Below are 25,645 nucleotides of genomic sequence, written 5' to 3'. Positions count from 1 at the left end.
TCAATAGACCCTTTTTTATAACCATAGTTTATAACAGCGCTATTAGCCACTAAATGCTCAGTTAGATACTGAACCAACTGCTGCCAAATCCGGCATAGGGGGCAGCTGCTCTAAATCTGTCAGCCCAAAAGCATCTAAGAACTGCGCGGTAGTATGCAATAGCGCAGGTCGACCTAAAGTGTCTTTATAACCTTCCTCAATTATCCAACCTTTATCGAACAGCTGTCTTAAAATACCACTAGATAAAGTCACTCCACGTACGTACTCAATGTCACTACGAGTCACTGGCTGCTTATATGCAATGACACTTAGAGTCTCTAGCAAGGCTTGGCTAAGGCGCTGTTGACGCTGCGGGAACACTTGCTGGATTAAAGCGCTGTACTGGTCTGCTACTTGTAAGCGATAGCCGCTGGCAGTCTCAGTAAGACTTAACACCCCGTTATCTAAACGCTGTTGTAATATCTCTAAAGCCAGTTGCAGCTCTTTAGTGGATATAGACAAGTACTGTCTAATACTACTAGCCGTTAGCGGCGCTTCGGAGGCATGCAGCAGTACTTCGATATCTAGACTGATACTTTGGTGTTTATCAGGGTGGTGATCTTCAGGATTGCCTTTAGGATCATTGCTTGTAGAATTATTATTTGTAGAGTGATCTTTAGGGTTATCAAGGTTGGTCATTAGCATACTGCTCTAAAGAGTGGGTTAAAATTTTTGCAACAGTTGAAAGGGTACTACCATTAGCGCAGCGTAATCCACCAATGGCATAAGTTGCTAAAGCACTACGTTAAGCTTTAGCATTTTTATTATTAAAAATTAAAATTAAAATTAAAAATTAAAAATTAAAATCCATAAAAGTCAGCCTAAGCTAACCATTGCAGAGTTAACTTGTTAGTTTGATGATCGCCTTCACTGCTTTGCTCATTATTAATAACACTATCTGCTTTGACCACCCCGACCAATTGGCGCTTCATTAACTCTAGTACTGCTACAAAGCTAACCACTACCCCGATTCTGCCTTGCGATCTATCTAACAGCTGATAAAAACAATGCACTCCATTAGTACTAAGCTGGCGGCTGATGCTGGCAATACGATCAGCTAAAGGTACAGCATCTACTTTTACCGTATGCGTTTGCAGTTGATAGTTAGCCTGCAATTGCATCTTAAACAAGCTTTCGATCAATAAATTCGGTGAATAGCTCGGCAGTTCAGCTTGCATAATATCTTGATTAGGCATGCTAACTAGTGCTAAGAATACGTCACGCTCAAGACGTACTAAGGTGTCTAAACGCAGGCTCGCCTCTTTAATTTGCGCATAAGCTTCTAGGCGTTCTATCAGCTCAGCTTTTGGGTCACGCTCATCAGTTGGGTTTTGCCGCTTAGGTAATAACAGCTCAGACTTAATAGCAATTAGGGTCGATGCCATCAGTAGATAGTCACCCGCCAATTCAAAATGATCGGTATCCAGCTCGCCGATATAAGCCAAATATTGCTCAGTGATAGGCAGTATCGGCATCTGAGTGAGATCGACGTTGTTCTTTTTGACTAGATAAAGTAAAAAGTCTAGCGGTCCGGCAAACTGCTCTAGCCAAATGGCAAACGCTTGCGGTGGCACATACAAGTCTGCTGGTAAGTGCTGCACTGGCGTCTGATAAATGCGCAAATTACTATTACTTTGAGTACTGTCATTTGTATCGATATTTATGGCAATAGACCCCGCGTTCAACTGTCTAAAATTATTAGCGTAGGCTGGGTTAAAAACCCAGCTTGAAACTTAGTAAAATTGAAATGCTGGGTTAAAAACCCAGCGTACAAATAGTTTGTATTGAATAAGGACTATTACTTAAGCTTAGCAAGCGGACGGATGCCGATAGCACGACGAGTTTTATCCAACTGTTTACGGCTATGGCGACGGGCTTTATCCGCTCCCATTTGTAGTATTTCTTCTAATTGTATTGGATTATTCATCAGCTCTTGGTAACGAGCGCGGAATGGTGCAATCTCATTGTTTATTTTTTCAAATAGCGCTTGTTTGGCCTCACCCCAGCCAATACCAGTAGCGAATTGCTCACGCATAGCTGCGACTTCTTCAGCACTAGCAAAGGCTTTATAGATTTCGAATATAGCGGAATCATCAGGGTCTTTTGGCTCGTTAGGTAATTGCGAGTTAGTAACGATCTTCATAATCGCTTTATGCATCTGCTTCTCTGAGCTCAGTTGTGGGTTCATATCACCAAATAGGGGGATAGTGTTGCCATAGCTTTTGCTCATTTTACGGCCATCAAGCCCAGTCAATAAGGGAGTTGCATCATCGACTACCGCAGTTGGCATAGTGAATAGCGGCTTATATCTATGATTAAAAGTACCAGCGATATCACGAGCCATCTCGATATGCTGAATCTGATCACGACCAACAGGCACATGAGTGGCGTTGAACATTAAGATGTCGGCAGCCATTAATACCGGATAGCCAAATAGCCCCATAGTAACGCCTTGGTCAGCATCAACACTATTAGCTACATTGACATCGACTGAAGCTTTATAAGCATGGGCACGATTCATTAGACCTTTAGCACAAGAGCAATTAAGAATCCAAGCCAATTCTGGAATCTCTGGCACATCGGACTGACGATAAAAAGTGACACGCTCAGGATCTAGGCCACAAGCCAACCAAGTAGCCGCAATCGATTTAGTAGATTCATGAATCACAGCAGGATCATGACAGCCAATAATACCGTGATAATCTGCCAAAAAGAAAAAAGCTTCATCATCACTGTTTTTAATCGATTCAATAGCTGGGCGAATAGCACCAACATAATTGCCCAAATGTAGAGTACCAGTCGGTTTAATACCTGTTAACACACGTTTGGCGGGCTGTTGGCTATTCAAAGGGGTCACACTGTCATTATTATTCATGAAAAATCCGTATCCGTCTTTATTAAGGTGTTATTAAGGTGCTATTAAAGGGTTATGCATGTTTTATTAAAATGTCATTAGGGTTCTGTTAAACGGTGTCAAGGCGACTGAAGCTTACTGAGGCTTACTAAAGCTTACTAAAGAAGTGAAGTATAGCAAATTTGCATTGGCGCTCATATCAGTTAGCTTATATTACTTGTAGATGTCAGTGCGTCCATTCGGACCATTTTTGAAACGTCGATGAAACCACATCCATTGGGTAGGATCGATACGAATCAAACCTTCTAGCAGCTCATTAACTCGAGTAGCATCAGTAACGGCATCATTACTAGGATAGTTGTCCAGTTCAGGAGTGATAGTTAAATGATAATGGGGCCGTTTGCCTTTAGGTATATTGTCAGGGGTTTGTCGATAGGTATGTAGCGCCATGACAGCAGGGAGCCTTGCTTTATCTCCTATTACAGCTAGTCGCCGTGTCGCTGTAAGAGTAGCTGCCGGAACACCAAAAAATGGAGCCATCACCCCTTGTTTAAGACCATAATCTTGATCCGGCGAATACCAAATGACATGGCCGGCTTTAATAGAGCTAACCACACTACGCATATCACGACTAGAGATTTGCTTACTCAAAATACTACTACGGCCGTTATAAACCAACCAATCGAGTAGGGCATTGTTCTGCGGTCGATACATGCCATCCATCGGAAAAAACTGAGTACAAAGCATACCACCCAGATCTAACAAAGTGTAGTGGGCCCCTAATAAAATAACGGCTCGTCCTTCATTCTGAGCAGTGATTAGATGCTGTAATCCTGAGATCGATACGGTACGAGTAAAAACATTCGGACGATACCAAGCGCATAAAGTCTCGAATACACCGATACCTTGGTTAACGAAGACTTGCTTGGCCATTAGTTCGCGCTCAACTTCTGGCTTTTCCGGAAAGGCTAATTTTAAATTAATCAGCGTATCACGGCGGCGTGAGCCGATTAGCTTATAGAGGCTAATACCTAGCTTACGACCTAACCAAAACTGCCAGCGTAGTGGCAAATATACTAAGGGTAATATCAGCGCCAACAGCAGCCATATACCCCAATACTGTGGCATTAACAAGCGCATTTCAAACGGCTTTTTGACGGCAGCGTTAGTTTGCTTGTGGGTCTGAGTAATCGTAGGCGTACCAACAGGAATAGCTGGTGATTTGCCTTGCTGTAGCGCCTTAGAGGGCGAAGCGCTAGGAGCACTGGACTTAGTTATTTTGCTAGGATCAAACTGTTCAGGCGCTTTCATGGTATTAAGACTGATGCAGAAAAGGTACTGTTATGATGGGGCAGCTCTGACGACTTTGCAAGCTGGTTTTTTAGGCAATGAGGAGGTTTGAGGTTATGGATTGGTTAGCGAGTCAATCTTTCTATATTTTATCAGCCATAAAAAAACCTTATAAGCGGTAAACCACTTATAAGGTTTTGCAAATCTACTAATTTATCACTTATAGCTAGCTTATTCTTATAATAAGAGCAGTAGCCATAAACCAATAAATAATAGCTTTGATTAACGTTTTGAAAATTGTGGACGTTTACGTGCTTTACGTAGACCAACTTTCTTACGTTCAACTTGACGTGAGTCACGAGTAACAAAACCAGCTGCTTTAAGCGCAGGCTTGTTAGTTTCGTCAAGCTCAACTAGGGCACGAGTGATACCGTGGCGAATAGCGCCAGCTTGACCACTAATACCACCACCTTTAACAGTGATATAAAGGTCATAAGCAGTAATAGAGTCAAGTAACTCTAGTGGCTGACGAACAACCATACGTGAAGTTTCACGGCTAAAATACTCATCAAGTGGCTTGCCGTTAACGACAATGCTACCAGTACCTTTAGCTAAAAAGACGCGAGCAGTAGAAGTCTTACGACGACCAGTTCCGTAATTGCGTTCCATAAGTGTATCCTTAGATGTCTAGTTCTTTAGGTTGCTGGGCTTCATGCGGATGTTCAGTTCCCGCATATAGTTTCAGCTTCTTGATCATCGCATAGCCAAGAGGGCCCTTTGGTAGCATACCTTTAACTGCTTTGTGTAAAACATCTTCAGGCTTATGTGCAATCAGCTTGGTGAAGTTAGTTTCTTTAATCCCACCTGGATAACCAGTGTGACGATAGTACTTTTTGTCTTGCGCTTTTTTACCAGTAACCGCGATTTTTTCGGCATTGATAACGACAATAAAGTCACCAGTGTCAACATGCGGAGTATAACAAGTCTTATGCTTGCCACGTAAGCGACTAGCGATTTGAGTGGCTAAGCGACCAAGAGTTTTGCCGTCAGCATCTACGACAAACCAGTCATGGGTCACTTCAGCTGGTTTTGCACTAAGTGTTTTCATGATAAAACCTTAAATTTAGAATTCGTTGAGAGTTTAGCTGGGAACGGGGCTCTCAAAAAACAGACTGCACATTATAAGCAGTAGCGTAGATTGTTGCAAGCTGCATTGGGGTTTATTTTCGCAGGCTTACCATTAAAACAGTATATTTGACCATTTTTTGGTAAGTTTTAGCGATTATCAGCTGCTTTTTTTATGCAAAATGGATGGTTTACAATAAGTAGTAGCCGCTAATAAATAAGTAGCTATTAATAAATCATAGCATAAGCTGTTCGATTATGACGATGCTAGCGTGTAAAGTCCAGCGACAACTTGTCCGACTTTGGTTTGTTTTAGACAGTCAAAACCTTGAAAGTCTGCTGTAGGCGCATTTTGCCTAAGAGTAGCCGCTAACACAGCCAATTGCTCGGTCAGATCTTTATCCGCTTCTAGGTAGATAACACTAGTAGCATCAATCCACTGGTGCTCGATTAAGGCAGTCAAAATAGGCTGCCATAAGTCATCAGCGTAAGGCGGATCAATAAAAACCAGATTAAAAGGGCTGACATAGTGCTCACTATTTTGCTTAGAGTCCTGGGCATCTATTGGCGTTGATGCTGACGTTGATTGTGCTAACAGGCACGGTGACAAGCTTAGCAAAAACTCTGCTGGTTTTTTTAACACTTGCTCGGCTTGCCCTTGAATGACTTGGTACTGAGTAGCGTCAAGACGCAGCTGTTCTGCGCTGTACCGTAAGCGCTGACTTTGCACAGCATTCATTTCAATAAAAGTGCAATGCGCTGCGCCACGTGACAAGGCCTCAAAGCCTAATACCCCGCTACCGGCACAGCTATCGAGTACACGTGCGCCATGGATGTCAGCAATTAGCCAATTGAACAGCGTTTCCCTCAGGCGATCAGGGGTAGGGCGTAACCCTTGCGCATCGATAAAGCTAATACTGCGCCGCTTGAACTGCCCACCGATAATACGGACTTCGCCAGCAGTAGCACTTTTAGCTTTAGAAGCCATTTTAGTATTACCTTTATTGGCAGGTTTAGCAGTTACTTTACGGGAAGATACTGGCTTTTTCATAAGGTCTTTATCTTATTCTATGACGTTATTTTATTAAAAGGGGCTAGGTTTTGCGCCAACGGCAAACTAAGCTAGCTATTGTTAATCTGCGGCTATTTTAACAGAGTTAACGGTTGGGAATTTAGCCGCTTGTGGTTGCGGTTGTCACTGTCGCTGCTGTAGTAATTGCTGTTGCAGCTTTGGCCTCAGCTTCAGCTTGTTCTTTTAGCGCCTGCTGTTGATCACGTATTAAATCACGAGCCGCTTTATCCACCGCTTTTTGACGTTTAATAATAGCAAGCTGTTCCGCGCTCGGCGGTAAGATAGGGTCATTTTTGCGTTGTATTACCCAGTAATCGAATAAGGCACGACCGATAGGAGCGGCTACCGCACTACCTCCACCACCGTTTTCTACTAGTACCGCAAGGGCGATTTGTGGATCATCTACTGGGGCAAAGCCATTGAACCAAGCGTGATCCCAATGGCGTTTATCCAAAGCCGCTTTATTATAGCTTTTGCCTTGCGCGATTGATTTTACTTGCGCGGTACCCGTCTTGCCAGCGATACGATAGCGATCAGTATAAATGCCGCGACCAGTACCGCCTTTTACCACGTTTTCCATGGCGCTATGCATGCGTAGCCAGTCAGAGGGCTCGCCATTATATTCTATCTTGCCGTCAGGCTTAGTGATGATATCGACTTCAGCGCTACCTACGCTACTCTTTAGTAGATGCGGGGTAATATGATAGCCTTGGTTAGCCGTCATCGCCGTAGCATTAGCAATCTGTAAGGGCGTGGATAAAAAGTACCCTTGGCCAATACTGACAGAGATAGTCTCACCAGGTAACCAGCTTTTATTGTAAGTGTCTTTTTTCCATTGCGGCGAAGGCATAATACCGGACTTTTCATTAGGCAAGTCAATTCCCGTCTGTTCACCAAAGCCAAAGCGTACCATCCAGTCATGCAGGCGCTGGATACCCATCTCATAAGCCAACTTGTAGTAATAAGTATCGACCGACATGGCGATAGATTTATTGAGGTTGACTGTACCGTGTCCGCCACGCTTCCAGTCACGGAAACGATGCGAGTCACCAGGCAAGCTAAAATAGCCTGGGTCATAAATCGTAGTATCCCAGTTACGTAGACCGTAATGCAGACCACCCAGCCCTTCAAACGGCTTGATAGTGGAGCCTGGCGGATACATACCTTGCAGCGCTCGGTTATACATCGGCTGATCGAGATCATCTCGCAGCTCGCCGTAATCTTTAAAAGAGATACCTGATATAAAAGGATTAGGATCGTAACTTGGATTACTGACGAACGCTAATACATCACCGTTTTTAGGGTCTATCGCCACAATAGCGCCACGACGACCATCGAGCTGCTGTTGAGCTATCGTTTGCAGGCCATAGTCTAAGCTTAAAGTGATGTCATTACCGGCTGTTGGGGCTTTTGACTCTAACTGGCGCAAGATATTACCGTGGGCATCGGTTTCTACCGACTGATAGCCAGGCTGCCCAAGCAAAATATCTTCATAGAAGTCCTCAATACCAATTTTGCCGATTAGATCAGTACCAGCGTAGCGATCCTTATCGATGGTTTTGGTCTCTTTATCATTAATACGACCAACATAGCCAATAACATGGGCGAACAGGTCGTCATAAGGATAAGAGCGAGTTAGCTTGCTTTGAATGTTAACGCCATGAAAGAAAGGTTTGCGCTCACTAAACTGCGCCAATTGCTTTTCAGTCACATCGATTTTTATGGTGACGGGATCGTTTTTGCTGCGACTAATACGGGCTAAAATGTCAGTTATATCGCTAGCCGTTAGCTCAAAGATAGGAGCTAATAAAGTTAGCGTACGTTCAGGGTTAGTGACTTCATCGGGGCTTAGCATAGCGGTAAATACTGGCTGATTGTCCGCCAATATTATGCCGTTACGGTCATAGATGTAGCCACGGCTGGGCGGGGCTGATATCAGTTTGATGCGGTTATTATCAGCGTTAGTTAAATACTGTTCATGAGCATAAACTTGCAAATAGCCGTAGCGCAGTAGCAGGCCACTTAGTCCTACCACTATAATCAACCCAAAAATAATAATTCGCTGCATAAAAATGCGGTTCACTAGTTCAGTATCTGGCGTAAGCGGTTTATTCATGTAAAGTCAGTACCAAATTATTAAGTCGCGCAAAAGTATTAAGGCTAGCCACGGCGATCAGTAGCAAATTATAACAGAACAAAATAGACTCTGTTGCCTTCGCCCTAGCAATTGTGGTTTGCTAGATCAAGGGCCGGTAATCACTAACCGAAGGGGTGCATTAACAGTTAATTCTGCTAAAACAATAACCTGTATTAGTAGTGATGACAAAAAAAAGGACAATAAAAGCTCAATCTAGTGAGATTAAGGGTAGTACCAACAGTCATTGAGCTTAACTAGTAAGCCGTGCTAATAAATGGCAAGTATGTTAAAATCAGGCGGTTTATTTTATAGCATTTTTGCTAAAAACATTGTTTTAGTAATCAGTCATTAGTTATGACTGTAGATTAAAGCTAATCCTTATGTCAGGGGTATAAACAGTCATGGTTGCAACTTCAATATGGCAGACGCTTGCTGAGCATCCAGAGTTCCTTGCCATGCTGACCATACCGCCAGTGACCGCATTTGTCACTTGGATACATGTATGGATGGCACTAAAGATGCTGTTTTACCCTATTAAGTTTCGGGGTATTCGTATCCCAAACTTTCCTTTTTTTGGCTTACCTGGAATAGGCTGGCAAGGTATAGTGCCGCGTAAAGCTGGCAAGATATCAGGGGTTATTGTTGACCAAACCTTATCTAAACTAGGCTCGCTTGATGAATTCTTTCAGGCGATGGAGCCTGAGCAAATGGCAGTATTCATTACTGATACTGTTGATCAAAACCTCGAATCTTTAATCGATGAGATCATGCTTGAGCGCTCAGAGACCTTGTGGAATAATATTCCCTATGCCTTAAAGCGGCGTCTGTATACCCAAGCTCATCAACAGCTGCCAGGCATCATGCAGTCGCTAGTGACTGACTTGACTTATCATGTCGAGGACTTAGTCGATATGCGGCAGATGATCGTCAATAAGATGGAGAGCGATCGACGCTTGATGGTCAATATGTTCTTAAAAGTTGGTCAACATGAGATCAACTTTATTTGGCATATCAGTGCGCTGATTGGTTTGATATTTGGTGTTATCCAGATGTTTATTTTTTTGGTAGTACCAGTGCATTGGACGGTCCCTTTCTTTGCGGCAGTGTGGGGCTTACTGACCAACTGGATTGCTATTTGGATGGTATTTAACCCGATAGAACCTAAATTTATTCCTTGTATAAAATTCTTTTGTTGGCGTAAAGGCTTTCCTTTTATCAAGTTACAAGTGCCCCATATTACCCAGTTTCGCTGGCAGGGCGGCTTTATGAAGCGTCAAGAGGAAGTCTCTGAGGTGTTCGCTGAGATTGTGGTAAAAGACTTGGTCACTCTTGAGAATATCATGAACGAGATGATGTATGGCGAGCGGGCGGCACAAACTCGTGAGCTCATGAAGTCGCATCTATATGAGGTGTTGGATTCACCGTTAGTCAATACTACTTTACGTATGGGACTAGGTCGTCGTGAATTTGGTCAGCTAAAGAACACTATTATTGATAAGTCGATCAGCGCTACTATGATACCGATGCGTGATCCTGAATTGAATGAGAGTCGTGCTAGCAAAATATTTGGCTTATTTCGTGACCGTATCCGTGCTTTGTCGCCGCGCGAATTTCAAAACTTATTACGCCCAGCCTTTCAAGAGGATGAATTAACCTTGATTATATTAGGTGGTATTACTGGCTTCTTAGCGGGTTGGTTGCATTTGGTTCTAGTATTCCTGCCAGCAGTTAGTTAAGTGATTAATGATGAATTTTTATAGTGACATATTGAAGCTGATAACCTTAAGCACCATCAAAATATCATTAGCATAGTATCCCTACAGATGAAGTCATTATTTTTGTCAGAACCGTCAAAGTAGAATAGTGCAATTATAATTAAAACAGTAGAACAGGCTGATAAGTAAGTTAAATAAAGCATCAACTAAGACAAACACAGCAAATAATCATCTATAGCCGTAATCGTATAAAAAACCACCGTTAAAACCGTCAAAAATTCGTAACAGACGCTAAGTGTCTTGGCCAGTTATAAGTCGACCAAGCTGCTACAGCAAACTATTAGCGTATAACAAGGTTAGACCGTATGTTAATCACAGAATTAGGTTATTTGGCCTTGCTGGCCGCCTTTATCTTAGCGATCTTGCAGGTCGTGTTGCCAACCGTAGGGATCGTGCAAGGTCGTGTCGCTTGGCAGCGTTTGGCACCAAGCTTAGCTTGGGCACAGTTTGCCGCTATGGCCTTCTCATTTGGGGCGTTGATGGCAGGCTTTTATTACAATGATTTTAGCTTGGCTTATGTCGCTCAGCATTCCAACACTTTGTTGCCTTGGTACTATAAGTTATCAGCAACTTGGGGTGGACACGAAGGCTCATTGCTACTGTGGATGACTATTATGGCCACTTGGTGTGCCTTAGTATCTTATTTCAGCCGTGGCTTACCGTTATCTATGCGAGCACGAGTATTAGTAATATTAGCAGGGGTGCAGCTGATGATGCTGGCCATGCTAATCTTTACTTCCTCACCTTTTGATCGCACTCTACCTAATCTAATTGTCGATGGTGCAGATCTTAATCCAGTATTACAAGATTTTGGTCTTATTATCCATCCCCCTATGCTGTATATGGGTTATGTCGGTATGGTAGTGCCCTTTGCCTTTTGTATGGCGGCGCTATGGGAAGGTCGTTTAGATGCGGTCTGGACTCGTTGGTCACGGCCTTGGGCGCTAGCCGCTTGGGGTTTCTTGACTGTAGGTATTGCCTTGGGCTCATGGTGGGCTTATTACGAGCTTGGCTGGGGCGGTTGGTGGTTTTGGGATCCAGTAGAGAATGCTTCGTTGATGCCTTGGTTGGCTGGTCTAGCGTTGATTCATTCGTTAGCCGTTACCGAAAAGCGTGGCGTGTTCAAAGCTTGGACTATCATGCTGGCTATCTTTGCCTTTGCGCTTAGTTTACTCGGTACTTTTTTAGTGCGCTCTGGGGTTATCACTTCAGTGCATTCATTCGCAGCTGACCCAACTCGTGGCTTAGTTATTTTAGCTATTTTGGGCATAATCATCGGTGGTGGTCTACTGATGTTTGCGGTTCGTGGCTGGCGCTTGACGGTGGAGAGTCAGTATCAACTGGTTTCTCGCGAGTCTTTTTTAGTCATCAACAATGCCATTATTCTGATCTCAACTTTAGTGGTGCTACTAGGTACTTTATATCCTATCATCGCTGATGCCTTTAGTTTAGGTCAAGTTTCAGTAGGCCCTCCGTACTTCAATGCGCTGTTTGTACCGCTAACATGGCTGCTATTGATAGCGATGGGTATGGGCTCTAATATCCGTTGGAAAAAAGACAGCCGTCCACTATTGGGCGTTGGTATGGTGATTGCGGTCAGCAGCTTAGTGCTAGCGGCAATTATTACTTACTTTGTTAGCCCGTCCTCTATGCTCAATATCGGCGTAACTTTAGCCGTAAGCTTTTGGGTATTGCTATGGATGGTGGTTGATTTTAAAGATAAGACCAAAAATGCCCCTAGCCTGTTTAAGGGTTTACGCCAGTTACGCTTAAGCTATTGGGGTCAACAAACAGCCCATATTGGAGTGTTAATAGCAGTTATTGGAGTGGCCTTTACCAGCAGCTTAAGTATCGAGCGCGATGTAGCGCTGGGGCTTGGTGATACAGTAACGGTGCAAGGCTACGATTTTGCTGTTACCGACTTTAAAGAAGTTAAAGGCAGTAACTTTGATGCCACGCAAGCTAAAGTAGAAGTCAGTAAAGAGGGCCGCTCAGTGGCAACTCTGTATCCTGAAAAACGTACTTACGTTGTGAGCATGATGCCAATGACGGAAGCTGCTATTGATGCCAGTATTATGCGTGATTTCTATGTGGCTTTAGGCGAGCCTATCGCTGCAGATAGCAATCAGTGGGCAGTACGTATTTATGTGAAGCCGTTGATCCGTTGGATTTGGTTGGGCGCTATTATTATGGCTTTAGGTGGCTTAATAAGTATGCTTGATAGACGCTATCGCATCAAAAAACCTCAGTCTACCCTTTTAGCTACGGATACTCTAACTAGCAGCAATTTGAGCCTTGAGGCAGAAACTAAGGCTTTGAATAAAGCAGTAACGACTACGGCATCGACGACAGGGGAGCAGTAGAATGACTACTTCAAACCATAATCCTGATCAAAACGATGACCTTAACAATAGTGCTAACACTAATATCGATAATACTAATATCAATAACACTAATAACGGCAAGCGTGCTAGCAACACCATGAAACCAAAGCAGATGAAGCTATGGTTCTTGATTCCGCTAATAGTGTTTTTTGGCATAGTAGTTATGCTTTATATGCGCTTAGGTAAGCCGACAGAGATTGTGACTAATACCGCGCTTGAGCGTCCAGTTCCTACCTTTGAGCTGCCATTATTGTCTGACACTAGTCGTAATATGACTAATAGTAATTTGCCCAATAAGCCATTTTTAATGAACGTCTGGGGCTCCTGGTGTCCTACTTGTATCGTCGAGCACCCTTTTTTGATGCAGCTTGAAGAACGAGGCGTGAACATTATTGGGGTCAATTATAAAGATGACATTGGTAATGCGCTTAGCTACTTAAACCAGCGTGGCGATCCGTTCTCGATGTCTATTCAAGATTCAAAGGGAGAGTTCGCCTTAGACTTAGGCTTAACTGGTGCTCCTGAGACTTTTATAGTTGATGGAGATAGAGTTATTCGTCAGCATATTATTGGTGAGATTAATGAAGCCAATTGGCAAGAGCGTATTATGCCTTGTTTGAAGATACTCAATGAAGCTAGCGATAATGCTACCGCCCTCGATCCAGCTCAAGTTGCGGAGGTCTGCCAATGATATTTAATTTAATAAGCATCAACCTACTCAAAAATCGTCAAGTCTCTAAGTGGCTAGCCTTAGGGTTAGCTGCGCTGCTGGCTACTATCATGAGTATGACTGCTAATGCTGCTATTGATGTCTATGATTTTGACTCAGTACAGCAAGAAGCTCAGTACCGAGGCCTGATCGCAGAGCTACGCTGCCCAAAATGTCAAAATCAAAACTTGGCTGGATCTGATGCTCCTATTGCCCAAGATCTAAAGCAAAAGACATATGATCTAATCAAAGAAGGTCGCAGTGACGGCGAAATTCGCGATTATATGCAAGAGCGTTATGGCGACTTTATCAGTTATAAGCCGCCAGTACGTCCTTCTACTTGGATATTGTGGTTTTTCCCACCGTTACTACTCATCTTGCTAATCGCTGGCTGGTTTTGGCAAACCAAACGCCGTCAGCTTACCGCACGTGGTCAGAGTGGGCCATCGGTAGATCATACTACTACCCCATTAAATGCTACTGAAAAGGCTGAATTGGAGCGTTTATTATCACGTTCTGACAGCGCTAATGGCTTTGATCGTGACATTACTAGCACCGAGGACAAAAAATGACCCAATTCTCTACACTCGGCTTATTTATTGCTCTAAGCTTATTGATTACTGTAGTACTGTCGATCATCGTGGTGATGCCTTGGCTGCGTGCTAAGCGCGCACAAAACAAACCGGTAGATAATCAGTTATTAGATATTAATATCGCAGTATTCCGTGAGCGTTTGGCTGAGCTTAAGATCGATAAAGATACGGGCACTATCGATGACAGTCACTATCAAAATCAAAAGCTTGAGCTTGAAAGACAGCTATTAGATGCACAGCGCCAAATAGAACCTATGGTTGTTCCAGGCGTAAAGAACCGCTTATTACTTATCATTTGGGTGCCAGCATTAACAGCATTGGCTTATCTATTAATCGGTGATCGCACGCCCGTATTTAACTTCTGGTCGGCTGAAGACAAAGTCGGTCAAGTTGCTGATGATCTATTAACTGGTAAGCTTGACCAGCCACCAGCGTGGGCGATCGAAGACGATGGGCGTCAGCTTATTACCGCTATGCAAAGCAATGTCCATCGCCATGCTGATGATCCTGATCGTTGGATGCGTTTGTCAGAACTGTTCTTATCACTTGAGTCTACTGACTCAGCCATAGAGTCACTATCACGGGCTTATCGCTTAGCTCCTGATAATGAAGAGATCGCTACTACTTATGCCCAGATTAGCTTTTTTGCCAATCAAGGCCAGCTCGATACTAATACTCGCCGAGTATTGCAGGACGTATTAGCCAAAAATCCACAGCATGAAGGCGCGCAAATGCTGATGGCTATGGGTGAGGCTCGTGGTAGTAACTATCAGCAAGCTCAAGGTTGGATCAAGCGCTTACGCGATAATATCGCCGCTAAGCCGGGTGATCATAGCAAAGCTTTAGCAAGTTTGGACGAGCTGAGTGCTAATGTCTCTACGCAGAAAAAACAAGCGGCGCTAGGGATCGATGTGACCGTAACTATTAACGCCAGCTTATTGCCTTTGATAAAGGCTGATGATGTGTTGTTTGTGGCTATTCGTGATGTGAAGGGAGGGCCACCGTTTGCTGCTAAACGCTTACCTATTAGCATTATTAAGCAAGGCCAAGCCACTATCAGCTTGAGTGATCTCGACGCTATGATGCCTGAGCGTACTATTCAAATGGCACGTAGCGAAAAAACTAAATTGGTAGTCGTTGCCCGCGTCAGTCACACGGGTAATGCCATTGCTGAATCTGGTGATCTATCGGGTAATCCGATAGTGATAAGCGCTGAACAAAACCAAGTCAAGGTTGAGATTAATGAGCAAGTACCTTAATGACTATCGTTTATAGTAGTGATAAATAAGTACTATCGCTTATAGTAGTGATAAATCTTCTCATAAATCTAGCACGTTTTAGCTGACGACTGTAGCGTGCAATCAATTTATATGAACAGTCAAGTCATAGCCAGCTATCACTCTCAGGTTAAAAATACTTGAGGTTTACAAAGCTGCAAGGTAAGGTAAGCTTTACCATTTAACAATCCCTAGGTTTTATCTACCAATCCCACTCATTAAGGAGAGTCGTACAATGATGCGCATTATTTTGCTAGGACCGCCAGGCGCCGGTAAGGGCACCCAAGCTCAGTTTATCTCAAAAGAGTATGATATCCCGCAAATCTCAACTGGTGATATGCTCCGCGCTGCTATCAAAGAAGGCAGCGAGCTTGGCCAACAGGCGCAAGGCATTATGAATGCTGGTGGCTTAGTCTCTGATGATCTAATTATCAATTTAGTGAAAGAGCGCATTGCCAAGCCTGACTGTGCTAATGGCTGTATTTTTGATGGTTTCCCACGTACTATCCCACAAGCACAAGCCCTTGCAGAAGCAGATGTGGCGATCAATCATGTGATTGAAATCAGCGTTCCTGATGATGAGATCGTCAAGCGTCTATCAGGTCGTCGTCAACATGCTGGCTCAGGTCGTGTTTATCACATTGATCATAATCCTCCTAAGCAAGAAGGCCTTGATGATGTCACTGGCGAAGCGTTGATTCAACGTGAAGATGACAAAGAGTCTACTATCCGTGAGCGTTTAGCCACTTATCATCAGCAAACTTCTACTTTAGTAGGCTTTTACCAAGATCAAGCCAAGCAAAGTGCTAATGCTAACAGTGCTCCTGATTATGATAAGTTCGATGGTACGCAAGCTATTGATACTGTTAAACAGCAGATTTTGACTGCATTAAAAGGGTAAGGTTCACGTAGCTAATTTTGCTAAAATGATTTGGCTTCATTAGCTTTATTAAACTAGCTTCACTGAACTAGATTCACTGAACTAGCTTCACTGAACTAGATTCACTGAACTAGCTTCACTGAACTAATAGTTAGCCAAAAAACCTCAACTTAAATAATTGAGGTTTTTTTATGCTGGTAATCAGCAGCTAAAAAAGCCGTCACCTTAGCTAAGATGACGGCTTTTTTATAACCAACTACAGCTTAAAAACTTACGCTTTGCCTTCAGCGTCTATTTGAGCATTTGCTGAGTCGCCAGCTTGCTCTTGGCTTTGGGCATAAGCCTGATCAAAGTTAACAGGAGCTAGTAGTAACTGCGGGAAACTACCACGAGTAACGATGTCGCTGATCACTTCACGAGCATAAGGGAACAAAACGTTAGGGCAATAAGCACCTAAGATTTGGCCTATTTGATCTTCAGGAATATTCTTCAATAAGAAGATACCTGCTTGATGTACCTCAGCGATAAAAGCCGGTTGTTCAGCGTTCTTAGCAGTAACGCTCACAGTCAAGATAACTTGATAATGATCGTCATCAAGCTTTTCAGCATTGCTCGAAAGATTGATGTCTAGCTCAGGGTTCCACTCTTTAGTGAACACTTCTGCGCCTGGTACTTCTAATGACATATCTTTAACGTAAATGCGTTCTAGGGCTAGTTGTGGTTGTACTTGTTCGTCAGCCATGATATTTCCTCAAAAATTAAAATTTTATGGTTATCTTAGAATTAGCTCACTTGAATAGTGAATTATTAGCCTGCTAATAATTCGTCAAGCTTGCCTTGTTGATTAAGCTGATTCAGCTCATCAAAGCCACCAACAAAAGTATCGCCAATGAATATCTGAGGTACTGTGCGATAATTATTGGTTTTTTTCATCAGCTCGCGACGCTCTTCGCTGCTAATATCATGCATGCCAACTTCTTCATACTCAACCCCTTTATTTTTTAATAATTGTTTGGCGTTTGAGCAGTATGGGCAGATAGGAGTAGTATATACTTTTACAGATACAGTCATAATAATTCCTTGATAGGTTTGTTGATTATATAGGGTTAAGACAGTACCGAGGCTATAATATAATGATTACCGCTAATAATAAATTAATAGTTAGTAGGTATTTGTCTATCTTCAGTTATAAAGTGGGGTTGAGGGTTATTAATTCAAGCGCAACTAGCTATAATCGAGTAAATAGTCATAACTGAACTACAAATGAGAAATAAAAAAGACACCATAGTATTATGATGTCTTTTTTATTTCTCACTGCCATGACAAGGCAACCACCATTAAGGCAAGTTATTTATGCAAGCTTGGCTTGGTTCTGCCTTTAGCCTTTGGCTGAGCGTCTTTTAAGCCCACTAGAGGCATACCAGCTGCTTGCCAGCCACCGATACCGCCATCTAAACGATAGACATTTTCTTTACCGATCATTTGTATCGCAGCGCCAGCAGTGGCCCCCATATCACAAATAATAACTATCGGGTCTTCGATAGCACGTACTTCTGCTAATCGCTCTTTTAGCTCAGTGAAGGGAATGTTACGACTGCCTTGAATGTAGCCAGTAGTGAATTTCTTATTGGCGCGAATATCAATCAATTGCGCGTTTTGAGAATTAACCATCATACCAAGCGTGTTGGGCGACACTTTTTTACCGCTGCGTTTGCTTTCAATGGCAAAAAACAATATGGCAAGTACTGCTAAAATACCAAATAAAAACGGGTGGTTACCCACAAATTCAAGCGCACGATCCAAAACATACCTCCAAAAAATAAGTGTTCTTTTAAGTTGTGGATACAACTTAACCTAGTGAACAAGGCGCTATTATACCGATTTGGTCAATCATAGTAAACGCAGGATAGCAAAGCGTTTGCTAATCTAAGGTTTGCCAACTAATAAATAGCTTATATCGACAAAGCAAAGCGCTAATAAGGCTTAGTATCTGCTTCTTCCATCAAGGTCACTAAGTTTTCGACACGGCGTTGTAGCACTTGGCCATCAGCTACCGCTTGCCATAGTGCGCAGCCTTTGCTGTTATAAGTATGACGACAGTCGCGGAACTGACAGTTACCTGCTAGAGGTGCTAGCTCAACGAAGCCTGAGATAATATCATTAGGAGTCAAATGCCAAATACCATATTCGCGGATACCTGGAGTATCGACGATGCCGCCTTCCGTCAAGTCATCAGGATTAAAAGGCAATAGCCGACTAGTAGTAGTAGTGTGCTGACCAAGTTTTGAGTTATCGGAGATGATATTGACGCTCTGTGCCGAATCAGGCAGCAACGCATTGATTAAGCTACTCTTACCAACCCCTGATTGACCAGCAAAAATCACTAGTTTGTTATTGATATAACGTTGTAACTCACTGAGTCCTTGTTGATCATTGCTAGCGGCGACATTTTCCGGACAATCCACTGAGGTTAATACACTCTCATAACCTAAAGCAGCATATTGGATCAGTAACTCATTAGTATTGGCATCATCATTGTCAGCCAGTAAATCGGCTTTGTTTAGTACTAATAAAGGCTTAACACCGGCATGATGACAGACGACTAGATAACGATCTATCAAAGTCGGTGCAGCAGCAGGTAGCGGTGCAAACACGATCGCTAGAATATCGATATTAGCGGCGACTGGCTTGAGCTTATGGTAGCGATCAGGCCTTGAGACCATAGAAGTACGCGGCTTTACTGATTCGATACGGCCAAAGCCAGTATTAGAGTCTGCTCCCCAACGTACTTGATCACCAGCAGCTAACATAGGCAGGTTAGTACGGACGTGACAGCGCCAAATATCGCCTAAGGCCAATGCTTGCCAAAAAGGTTCAGGGTCGTCAGGAGCTATCTCCGGCTGTACAGGGATAACGATGGGTAGGCTGATCACTTGCACTTCTAATTGCTTACCGTAATGCGCCATAACTACGCCATCCATCAAGCTCTCATCAATACTGTCTTGACTCTGCAGCTGTTGCTTATCGATACGACGAATCTGCTGTTTAGTTAGTTTGCGCTGCCGGATTAATGCCATGAGTAAGACCTATTATAAAAATATTGTTAAGTGTAACGTGAAAATTTGCTAACATACAGCCTAAAGTAATCGTCATAGACAGAGGTTTTGTAATGTTATTTACAGACCTGATGATGAGTCAGCGAAGGCTCGTTTATTAAAACCCAATTTACCCAAATTTAACTCATGAATGATTATGGCTTAAATGACTGATTTTAATGAAGCATCACTTACTAAAAGTTGCTGCAGAATTTATTGAACCTAGGATAGCTTATGAGCACCACAGACCATCCCAACAAGATTAAAATTAAAAACCAAGGTAAAAAAGGGCTGGTATGGATAGATTTGGAAATGACCGGACTTGATACTTTAAACGATGAGATTATCGAAATTGCTACAGTAGTTACTGATCAAGATTTAAATGTGTTAGCTGAAGGTCCAGTATTTGCCATTAAAGTCTCTGATCAAATTCTAAACCGGATGGATGACTGGAATACTAAGCAACATGGTCAGTCAGGACTAGTTGATCGTATTCGTCGTAGCACCGTAACTTTGGCAGAAGCAGAAGCGGAAACTATTAAGTTTTTGAATAAGTGGGTCGATAGTGGCAAGTCACCAATGTGTGGCAACTCTATTTGTCAAGATCGTCGCTTTATGGCGCGCCAAATGCCAGAGCTTGAGCGGTTTTTCCACTATCGTAACTTGGATGTATCGTCAATCAAGGAGCTGTGCTTCCGCTGGCGTCCTGATATTCTCAGAAACTTTGAAAAAGGCGGTAGTCATTTAGCCTTGGACGATATTCGTGACTCTATTCGTGAACTAAAGCATTACCGTCAGCATTTCTTTAACTTAATTGCTGAAGATTGAAGCATTGCCGCTTTAACTTAAGGCTGAAACAGAGCTTTGACTAGAATTGTAAGAAAAAATCTCATAAAAAGGGTCTATCGCTTATGCCATGGACCCTTTTTTATTGGCCAATTTTTATAAATAGCTAGGCTATTAGCTTATTGATTATCCTGATTCCTCTTCCTCACAAACCTTATGCGCTAAAGCAATAAATGCCTCAGTAGCGGCACTGCGATAAGCGCCTTTGCGTTGTAGCAATACGGCAGTACGCTTTAGTAAAGTCGGCGCCAGTTCAATAGCGATCAGCTCGTCACGAACATGGGCAATATTGCAGGGTAGTAAAGTACTCAATTGAGTATGACGGACTATTTCGATAACCGCACTTAAAGAGTTAGCTTCCATCATCACTTTGGGTTGAATGTCATGCTGCCGACAGTAGCGCTCAATCTGTTCACGGGTGACAAAGCTACTACTCAAAAGCACCATCGACTGTTCGTTCAAGGTTTGCAAATCAATAGTCAGATACTGGGAGAGGGGGTGGTTGTTATTGACTACTAATGCCAAGGTCTCAACAAGCAAGGTCTGTACTTCTATGTCAGCGGAGTGCACCTCTGCAAAAGCAATACCGACATCGAATTCATCATCGAGTAACTGCTTCTCCATCTGCTCTTGTGACATCTCTTGCACACTTAAGGTGATATTAGGATAGCTAGTGTGAAAGGCCTTGATCAATGGCCCTATCAAATAAGTAGTAAAGGTTGGGGTAATAGCAATTCGCAAAGCACCACGACTTAAAGTCTGTACATCGTGCAGCGCTCGGCGTCCTTCCTCCAAATCCTGCAACGCTTTACGCGCATAGCGAGCATAGACTTCACCGGCATCTGTTAGCTTGACACTGCGACCTGAACGATCGAATAAACAAGCGCCTAAGGTTTGCTCTAATTGCTTTATCTGCTGCGACAAAGCAGGCTGCGAGACATATAGAGACTCTGCTGCCCGTGTAAAACTTTGATGTTTGGCCACTGCCAAAAAATAATTAATATGTCTAAGTATCATAGTGTTTTTTTTAATCTATCTATAAGTATTGGTTATCAACATCATAACATACTAGTCTTTTACCTTATTATCGCAACAGCGTAGAATTCATTTTATCGAAACAACCCCGAGCACTGAGATGAAAGATATTATTGAAGGATTTTTAAAATTCCATAGCGAGGCTTATCCTGAACGTGCTGATTTATTTAAAGGCTTGGCCACTCAGCAGAACCCACGCACCTTATTTATCTCTTGCTCAGATAGCCGTTTAGTTCCTGAATTAGTCACTCAACATGAGCCCGGTGGCCTGTTTGTCATTCGTAATGCGGGCAATATTGTACCTTCTTATGGTCCTGAGCCAGGCGGAGTATCAGCCTCAGTAGAGTATGCGGTAACCGCCCTACAAGTAACCGATGTAGTGATTTGTGGTCACTCAGACTGCGGCGCTATGACGGCTATCGCCAATTGTACTTGCATGGATCACATGCCAGCGGTTGGTAGCTGGCTAAAATATGCTGATTCTGCACGAGTAGTCAACGAATCTATCGAGCATTTAACCGATGGTGACCGTATCGAATCTATGGTGCGAGAAAACGTCATCGCCCAGATTGAAAATATTAAAACCCACCCCTCGGTACGTCTGGCTATAAGAGAAGGCCGCTTATCATTACATGGCTGGGTGTACGATATCGAAACCGGCAGCATTGATGCCTTAGATGGTGCTACTAACGACTTTGTTTCGCTAGCAGAGCATACCGAGGTTCGCGCTTATCCTATACAGCAGCTCCCTGTCGCCGTTTAAGCTTACTGTCTTTTAAAACACTATTGATTTTTTGCAACAATACTCATTTTTATAACTAGTTCTTCATAACTGGTTTTATAGCTGATGATTATCAAGTTAACTATTACTACCCAAATATTATTAACCAAATATTACTAACCAAATATTACTAACCAAATATTACTAACCATAAAAGGTATTACCATGATTCAGTCTCAAGTTAGCAACAGCGCTCGTCAAGCCTTAACTGATACTATTATTGCCGCCAAAGCTGCAAAAAACTTATCATTCGAGCAAATAGCTGCCAATACAGGTTTAAGCGATGTCTATGTGACAGCAGCTCTACTAGGTCAGCATCCATTACCAAGCGCAGTAGCACAACAAGTTGGTGAGACTTTAGGTCTGGATGATGACGCTATCGCCTTATTGCAAGCTATTCCACTGCGTGGCAGTGTTGGCAGCGAAATGCCTACTGATCCAACTATCTACAGATTCTACGAGATGATGCAAGTCTATGGTACGACCCTTAAAGCTCTAGTTCATGAGCAGTTTGGCGACGGTATCATCAGCGCTATCAACTTTAAAATGGATATCAAAAAAGTTGCAGATCCAGAAGGCGGTGATCGCGCTGTTATTACTCTAGATGGTAAATTCCTACCTTTTAAACCTTTTTAAGCCTTAGTAAAAAATTCTAAGCTTATTAAATAAGCTTATTAAATAAGCTTATTAAAAAGGCTATCACGCCATAATTATTATTAAAGTTATTACTGAAATTACTACTAAAATAGTTACCTAAAAATATAACCTACTGAAAGTCGGCGTTCAGCGTCGGCTTTTTATGGCTAAGCTTTTGGTGACAAGGGGCATCGGTTTGCTGATGAACACTAAACGCATTTCTATCAATACTAAGCAGTCAGTACTCAGCTCACTTTGGCCTATGGTGGTCATTGCTGGATTTGCACTGACTCTACGACCAACGATAACCTCTACGGGACCCTTGTTAGCCGAGATTCGCTTAAGCACAGGCATGGGCCTGCAAGCGGCTTCATTACTAGTAGTATTACCAATGCTATGTATGGGTGTCTTTCCTTTATTGCTACCTTGGATCGGTCGCCGACTGAGCGAGAGTGCTTGGATAACTGGCGGCTTATTGGCTATTGCTTTAGCAGGATTATGGCGTTTTTCATTGCAATCAGGTTGGGCGTTAATAGCCAGCGCTTTAATAGGCGGTACGGGTATCGCTATTGTGCAGGCAATGGCACCTGGGGTGGTCAAACGCTGGTATCCCAAACGTGTACCGTTAGCGATGGGGTTTTATTCCGGCGCATTGATGGCTGGCGGTGGTATCGCCGCTATGCTAAGTCCGCTGGTAGCTCAGCATTATGGCCGTTGGCAATCGGGGCTTGGGATTTGGCTAGTCATGCCAGTAATCGCTCTGCTGCTTTGGTGGCTAAGGCCTACGCAAGGCATGGCAACCATCACAAAAAGTGTGCCTATTAACTTCTTCAGCAATCGCCGTGCTTGGTTGTTGGCCAGCTATTTTGGCTTAGCTAATGCCGGTTACGCTTGTATGATTGCGTGGCTACCTAGTTACGCACGCAGCTTAGGCGGGAGCGCGCAAAGTAGTGGCGAGTTGATCGGCATCATGACTGTTTTTCAGGTACTAGGGGCTATAGCTATTCCTGCACTAGCTTCTAATCGTTTAGATCGCCGCCCTTGGTTATTCTTTGCCGTCAGCATTCAGATTATTGGCTTTGCCGGATTGATGCTAATGCCAGCTCCGATGTTGATCGTTTGGGTATCGATGATAGGGTGTGGTCTTGGTGCTTGCTTTGCTTTGACGCTAACCGTGGCGCTAGATCATTTATCTAATCATAGTATGGCTGGAGCCTTGACTGCCTTTGTACAAGGCATTGGCTTTGTCATTACGGCAATTATGCCTTATATAGCAGGGGTAGTACGCGAGTGGTCAGGTGGTTTTCAGATCGTTTGGCTGATGCTTATCTTCACCCTTGTGGGTATGCTGTTAGTCACTATAAGGTTTGCTCCTAGACAGTATGCTCAGGCTATAAATCTGGCTACTAGCTGATAATTATTACCGAAGCAAAAATTCAAACTCTACCAAATCGAACTCGGCACTAGCGTTATTGAAGTTTGAGGCTATAGCATTATTGATATCAGCACTATCGACATCAGCACTATTTATATCAGTACTATCGGCAACATCAGCAGTGATAACACCGATCACCGCACTAACTTTAGGCTGGCGTGTGTCCACATCGAGTAGTCGCCAATCGCCGAGCACATAGCGGCTACGGCCTTCATTACTATGATAAGTCTCTGGACGATGAGTATGTCCATGTAATAGGGCGTCAAATTTAAAGAGCGCTTTGTCCACTGATGCTTGGTTAACATCCATAATATAAGCCGCTTTCTTAGTATTATTGTGCTTACTTTTTTGCCGGATATTAGCGGCGATAGCTAGTCTTTTTTCTAGTGACTTATTAAGTAAATACCATTTAGTAAATCTATGACGCATCACTTTACGAAACAACTGATATTTCATATCATCGGTACATAACGCATCACCGTGCTCTAAGCGAAATTTTTGCTCACCAACTTTTATCGCATAAGGCTCATAAATCAGCTGACCGTCGAATAGGTCGCAGAATGTTTGAGCTAATAAAAAGTCGCGATTACCATGCATCACCAAAATATCACAGCCATTTAATCGCAACTGTTTAAGCTTAGTGATCATAGGCGTTAGCCAGTGGGTTTGCTGCTGCGATGGCGATAAGCTTAGATAAGCATCATCGCCAAGCCAGACCTCGAACCAATCCCCTAAAATAAACAGACGTTTGAGCTCTGGCAGCACTAAGCAATCATCAAGCAAAGCCAAAAAAGCCTGCACTAAGGCAGGCTCTTCAGGTGATAAATGCAAATCGCTAATCAATACTTGCCGTAGCTGATGCGGGCGGGTCGTTATTAGATGATTAAATGTCTGCATTTATCTTAACCTTTATGGCTCATTAAGTTTTTGCACAGCTGCAAAGGCCTATGTATAAGCCTTGATTGACAAATTATTCAGAAATAATTTTTGCAGAGGTGATAGTAACTGGTGTTTTTGGCACATCAGCATGCATACCGAAACGACCTGTAGGTACGCCGCGCATTTTTTCGATAACGTCCATACCGCTAGTGACTTTACCAAAGACGGTATAACCCCAGCCTTGAGCGTTCTTGCCAGTATGATTCAAAAAATCGTTGTCTTTTACGTTAATGAAGAATTGGCTAGTCGCTGAATGTGGATCTTGCGTACGAGCCATAGCAATCGTGCCAGCGTTGTTTTTTAGGCCATTATCGGCTTCATTTTCAACAGGCTTGTTAGTTGGCTTTTCATTCATTTCAGCGTCCATACCGCCGCCTTGAATCATAAAACCATCGATAATGCGATGAAAGATAGTACCTTCATACTGACCTGATTTTACATAGTTCAGAAAGTTGGCAACCGTTTTTGGTGCTTTTTCTTCGTTAAGTTCGATAACGATGGCGCCCATACTAGTGTCAAGTTGTACTACTGGTGGCATATCTACCATGTGATAATCCTTTTTATTAGCAGCACCTAAAGTGGCGCTGTGTTGAGTTGATAATAAATTCATGGTTAGTCTAACGGCTTTTTTGTCGTCTGTCATGTATCTGGCTGTTAATGAGTTTGTAAAAGCTGATAGAATAACGCAACTTTATATCTTTGTTATAATTTTTCTAAAACCTTTTTTATTTGCAAATTTTTAT

25 protein-coding genes are annotated in these 25,645 nt (G+C 43.0%); 10 read left to right on the top strand and 15 right to left on the bottom strand.

Features of this window, described 5'->3' with window-relative positions; translation table 11 throughout:
* Window positions 1-57: 57 nt before the first annotated feature.
* From scpB to mrdA, 8 genes are all read right to left on the bottom strand, one after another.
* Window positions 58-678: an SMC-Scp complex subunit ScpB gene (scpB, locus tag KZA12_RS05635; RefSeq protein ID WP_218689522.1), complete on the bottom strand. Its 621-nt coding sequence runs from the start codon at window positions 676-678 to the stop codon at window positions 58-60.
* A 182-nt stretch (window positions 679-860) separates the two neighbouring features.
* The gene (locus KZA12_RS05630) at window positions 861-1,724 is read right to left on the bottom strand and encodes a ScpA family protein (protein ID WP_256932839.1); all 864 of its coding nucleotides are present in this window, start codon (window positions 1,722-1,724) and stop codon (window positions 861-863) included.
* A gap of 113 nt (window positions 1,725-1,837) precedes the next feature.
* Window positions 1,838-2,914, bottom strand: a complete 1,077-nt coding sequence (locus tag KZA12_RS05625) for a tryptophan--tRNA ligase (RefSeq protein ID WP_218689521.1) — start codon at window positions 2,912-2,914, stop codon at window positions 1,838-1,840.
* Window positions 2,915-3,106: 192 nt separating this feature from the next.
* Window positions 3,107-4,204 carry a lipid A biosynthesis acyltransferase gene (locus tag KZA12_RS05620; protein WP_218689520.1) on the bottom strand — a complete coding sequence of 366 codons (1,098 nt, stop codon included), beginning with the start codon at window positions 4,202-4,204 and terminating at the stop codon, window positions 3,107-3,109.
* 261 nt (window positions 4,205-4,465) lie between these two features.
* Window positions 4,466-4,852: a 30S ribosomal protein S9 gene (gene rpsI / locus KZA12_RS05615; protein ID WP_201623621.1), complete on the bottom strand. Its 387-nt coding sequence runs from the start codon at window positions 4,850-4,852 to the stop codon at window positions 4,466-4,468.
* Between the two features lie 10 nt (window positions 4,853-4,862).
* Window positions 4,863-5,291, bottom strand: coding sequence for a 50S ribosomal protein L13 (gene rplM, locus KZA12_RS05610; RefSeq protein WP_201623622.1), 429 nt, complete (start codon window positions 5,289-5,291; stop codon window positions 4,863-4,865).
* A gap of 273 nt (window positions 5,292-5,564) precedes the next feature.
* Window positions 5,565-6,359, bottom strand: a complete 795-nt coding sequence (locus tag KZA12_RS05605) for an RsmD family RNA methyltransferase (RefSeq protein WP_373416584.1) — start codon at window positions 6,357-6,359, stop codon at window positions 5,565-5,567.
* A gap of 121 nt (window positions 6,360-6,480) precedes the next feature.
* Window positions 6,481-8,496: a penicillin-binding protein 2 gene (gene mrdA / locus KZA12_RS05600; RefSeq protein WP_218689519.1), complete on the bottom strand. Its 2,016-nt coding sequence runs from the start codon at window positions 8,494-8,496 to the stop codon at window positions 6,481-6,483.
* Between the two features lie 422 nt (window positions 8,497-8,918).
* On the opposite strand from mrdA, the gene KZA12_RS05595 reads away from it, so the two are divergent.
* The 6 genes from KZA12_RS05595 (at window position 8,919) to adk (ending at window position 16,156) form a co-directional block, all read left to right on the top strand.
* The gene (locus KZA12_RS05595) at window positions 8,919-10,253 is read left to right on the top strand and encodes a hypothetical protein (protein ID WP_218689518.1); all 1,335 of its coding nucleotides are present in this window, start codon (window positions 8,919-8,921) and stop codon (window positions 10,251-10,253) included.
* Window positions 10,254-10,597: 344 nt separating this feature from the next.
* Window positions 10,598-12,655, top strand: a complete 2,058-nt coding sequence (locus KZA12_RS05590) for a heme lyase CcmF/NrfE family subunit (protein ID WP_218689517.1) — start codon at window positions 10,598-10,600, stop codon at window positions 12,653-12,655.
* Window positions 12,656-12,773: 118 nt separating this feature from the next.
* Window positions 12,774-13,367 (top strand): DsbE family thiol:disulfide interchange protein, encoded by a 594-nt coding sequence (locus KZA12_RS05585; RefSeq protein ID WP_227677295.1) that lies wholly within the window; start codon window positions 12,774-12,776, stop codon window positions 13,365-13,367.
* An 89-nt stretch (window positions 13,368-13,456) separates the two neighbouring features.
* A complete protein-coding gene (locus KZA12_RS05580; protein ID WP_373416588.1) occupies window positions 13,457-13,957 on the top strand; it encodes a cytochrome c-type biogenesis protein in 501 nt (166 codons plus the stop codon).
* Window positions 13,954-15,237, top strand: a complete 1,284-nt coding sequence (ccmI, locus tag KZA12_RS05575) for a c-type cytochrome biogenesis protein CcmI (RefSeq protein ID WP_201623628.1) — start codon at window positions 13,954-13,956, stop codon at window positions 15,235-15,237. Before KZA12_RS05580 ends, ccmI begins: the two co-directional genes overlap by 4 nt.
* A gap of 253 nt (window positions 15,238-15,490) precedes the next feature.
* Entirely contained in the window at window positions 15,491-16,156 is a 666-nt protein-coding gene (gene adk, locus KZA12_RS05570; protein WP_201623629.1) for an adenylate kinase, read from the top strand.
* A gap of 250 nt (window positions 16,157-16,406) precedes the next feature.
* On the opposite strand, the gene secB is transcribed toward adk, so the two are convergent.
* The 4 genes from secB to rsgA all read right to left on the bottom strand — a co-directional run bounded on the left by secB (window position 16,407) and on the right by rsgA (window position 19,212).
* Window positions 16,407-16,880, bottom strand: coding sequence for a protein-export chaperone SecB (secB, locus tag KZA12_RS05565; protein WP_218689593.1), 474 nt, complete (start codon window positions 16,878-16,880; stop codon window positions 16,407-16,409).
* Between the two features lie 62 nt (window positions 16,881-16,942).
* Entirely contained in the window at window positions 16,943-17,206 is a 264-nt protein-coding gene (grxC, locus tag KZA12_RS05560) for a glutaredoxin 3 (protein WP_201623630.1), read from the bottom strand.
* A 276-nt stretch (window positions 17,207-17,482) separates the two neighbouring features.
* Entirely contained in the window at window positions 17,483-17,938 is a 456-nt protein-coding gene (locus tag KZA12_RS05555; protein WP_201623631.1) for a rhodanese-like domain-containing protein, read from the bottom strand.
* Between the two features lie 170 nt (window positions 17,939-18,108).
* A complete protein-coding gene (gene rsgA / locus KZA12_RS05550) occupies window positions 18,109-19,212 on the bottom strand; it encodes a ribosome small subunit-dependent GTPase A (protein ID WP_218689514.1) in 1,104 nt (367 codons plus the stop codon).
* 252 nt (window positions 19,213-19,464) lie between these two features.
* On the opposite strand from rsgA, the gene orn reads away from it, so the two are divergent.
* A complete protein-coding gene (gene orn / locus KZA12_RS05545) occupies window positions 19,465-20,058 on the top strand; it encodes an oligoribonuclease (RefSeq protein WP_201623633.1) in 594 nt (197 codons plus the stop codon).
* Between the two features lie 144 nt (window positions 20,059-20,202).
* On the opposite strand, the gene cynR is transcribed toward orn, so the two are convergent.
* A complete protein-coding gene (gene cynR / locus KZA12_RS05540) occupies window positions 20,203-21,093 on the bottom strand; it encodes a transcriptional regulator CynR (protein ID WP_218689513.1) in 891 nt (296 codons plus the stop codon).
* Window positions 21,094-21,211: 118 nt separating this feature from the next.
* Here cynR and KZA12_RS05535 point away from each other — a divergent pair, with 118 nt between their 5' ends.
* The 3 genes from KZA12_RS05535 (at window position 21,212) to KZA12_RS05525 (ending at window position 23,942) form a co-directional block, all read left to right on the top strand.
* Window positions 21,212-21,874: a carbonic anhydrase gene (locus KZA12_RS05535; protein WP_218689512.1), complete on the top strand. Its 663-nt coding sequence runs from the start codon at window positions 21,212-21,214 to the stop codon at window positions 21,872-21,874.
* 183 nt (window positions 21,875-22,057) lie between these two features.
* Entirely contained in the window at window positions 22,058-22,528 is a 471-nt protein-coding gene (cynS, locus tag KZA12_RS05530; RefSeq protein WP_201623636.1) for a cyanase, read from the top strand.
* Window positions 22,529-22,691: 163 nt separating this feature from the next.
* Window positions 22,692-23,942: a CynX/NimT family MFS transporter gene (locus KZA12_RS05525; RefSeq protein WP_256932837.1), complete on the top strand. Its 1,251-nt coding sequence runs from the start codon at window positions 22,692-22,694 to the stop codon at window positions 23,940-23,942.
* 6 nt (window positions 23,943-23,948) lie between these two features.
* On the opposite strand, the gene KZA12_RS05520 is transcribed toward KZA12_RS05525, so the two are convergent.
* Window positions 23,949-24,860, bottom strand: a complete 912-nt coding sequence (locus KZA12_RS05520) for a UDP-2,3-diacylglucosamine diphosphatase (RefSeq protein WP_218689511.1) — start codon at window positions 24,858-24,860, stop codon at window positions 23,949-23,951.
* Window positions 24,861-24,933: 73 nt separating this feature from the next.
* Window positions 24,934-25,449 carry a peptidylprolyl isomerase gene (locus tag KZA12_RS05515; protein WP_201623675.1) on the bottom strand — a complete coding sequence of 172 codons (516 nt, stop codon included), beginning with the start codon at window positions 25,447-25,449 and terminating at the stop codon, window positions 24,934-24,936.
* Between the last annotated feature and the right edge of the window lie 196 nt (window positions 25,450-25,645).

Origin of the sequence: Psychrobacter sp. BF1, from assembly GCF_019279065.1 — a bacterium.
GTDB classification, from domain to species: domain Bacteria; phylum Pseudomonadota; class Gammaproteobacteria; order Pseudomonadales; family Moraxellaceae; genus Psychrobacter; species Psychrobacter urativorans.
The sequence above is the reverse complement of the archived record's forward strand: the minus strand, read 5'-3'. Positions and strand labels throughout refer to the sequence as shown.

Coding starts and splice junctions, on each gene's coding strand:
- scpB (WP_218689522.1), bottom strand. CDS start 678: ATGACCAACCTTGATAACCCTAAAGATCACTCTACAAATAATAATTCT.
- KZA12_RS05625 (WP_218689521.1), bottom strand. CDS start 2,914: ATGAATAATAATGACAGTGTGACCCCTTTGAATAGCCAACAGCCCGCC.
- KZA12_RS05620 (WP_218689520.1), bottom strand. CDS start 4,204: ATGAAAGCGCCTGAACAGTTTGATCCTAGCAAAATAACTAAGTCCAGT.
- rpsI (WP_201623621.1), bottom strand. CDS start 4,852: ATGGAACGCAATTACGGAACTGGTCGTCGTAAGACTTCTACTGCTCGC.
- rplM (WP_201623622.1), bottom strand. CDS start 5,291: ATGAAAACACTTAGTGCAAAACCAGCTGAAGTGACCCATGACTGGTTT.
- KZA12_RS05605 (WP_373416584.1), bottom strand. CDS start 6,359: ATGAAAAAGCCAGTATCTTCCCGTAAAGTAACTGCTAAACCTGCCAAT.
- mrdA (WP_218689519.1), bottom strand. CDS start 8,496: ATGAATAAACCGCTTACGCCAGATACTGAACTAGTGAACCGCATTTTT.
- KZA12_RS05595 (WP_218689518.1), top strand. CDS start 8,919: ATGGTTGCAACTTCAATATGGCAGACGCTTGCTGAGCATCCAGAGTTC.
- KZA12_RS05590 (WP_218689517.1), top strand. CDS start 10,598: ATGTTAATCACAGAATTAGGTTATTTGGCCTTGCTGGCCGCCTTTATC.
- KZA12_RS05585 (WP_227677295.1), top strand. CDS start 12,774: ATGAAACCAAAGCAGATGAAGCTATGGTTCTTGATTCCGCTAATAGTG.
- KZA12_RS05580 (WP_373416588.1), top strand. CDS start 13,457: ATGAGTATGACTGCTAATGCTGCTATTGATGTCTATGATTTTGACTCA.
- ccmI (WP_201623628.1), top strand. CDS start 13,954: ATGACCCAATTCTCTACACTCGGCTTATTTATTGCTCTAAGCTTATTG.
- adk (WP_201623629.1), top strand. CDS start 15,491: ATGATGCGCATTATTTTGCTAGGACCGCCAGGCGCCGGTAAGGGCACC.
- grxC (WP_201623630.1), bottom strand. CDS start 17,206: ATGACTGTATCTGTAAAAGTATATACTACTCCTATCTGCCCATACTGC.
- rsgA (WP_218689514.1), bottom strand. CDS start 19,212: ATGGCATTAATCCGGCAGCGCAAACTAACTAAACAGCAGATTCGTCGT.
- orn (WP_201623633.1), top strand. CDS start 19,465: ATGAGCACCACAGACCATCCCAACAAGATTAAAATTAAAAACCAAGGT.
- cynR (WP_218689513.1), bottom strand. CDS start 21,093: ATGATACTTAGACATATTAATTATTTTTTGGCAGTGGCCAAACATCAA.
- KZA12_RS05535 (WP_218689512.1), top strand. CDS start 21,212: ATGAAAGATATTATTGAAGGATTTTTAAAATTCCATAGCGAGGCTTAT.
- cynS (WP_201623636.1), top strand. CDS start 22,058: ATGATTCAGTCTCAAGTTAGCAACAGCGCTCGTCAAGCCTTAACTGAT.
- KZA12_RS05525 (WP_256932837.1), top strand. CDS start 22,692: ATGGCTAAGCTTTTGGTGACAAGGGGCATCGGTTTGCTGATGAACACT.
- KZA12_RS05520 (WP_218689511.1), bottom strand. CDS start 24,860: ATGCAGACATTTAATCATCTAATAACGACCCGCCCGCATCAGCTACGG.
- KZA12_RS05515 (WP_201623675.1), bottom strand. CDS start 25,449: ATGGTAGATATGCCACCAGTAGTACAACTTGACACTAGTATGGGCGCC.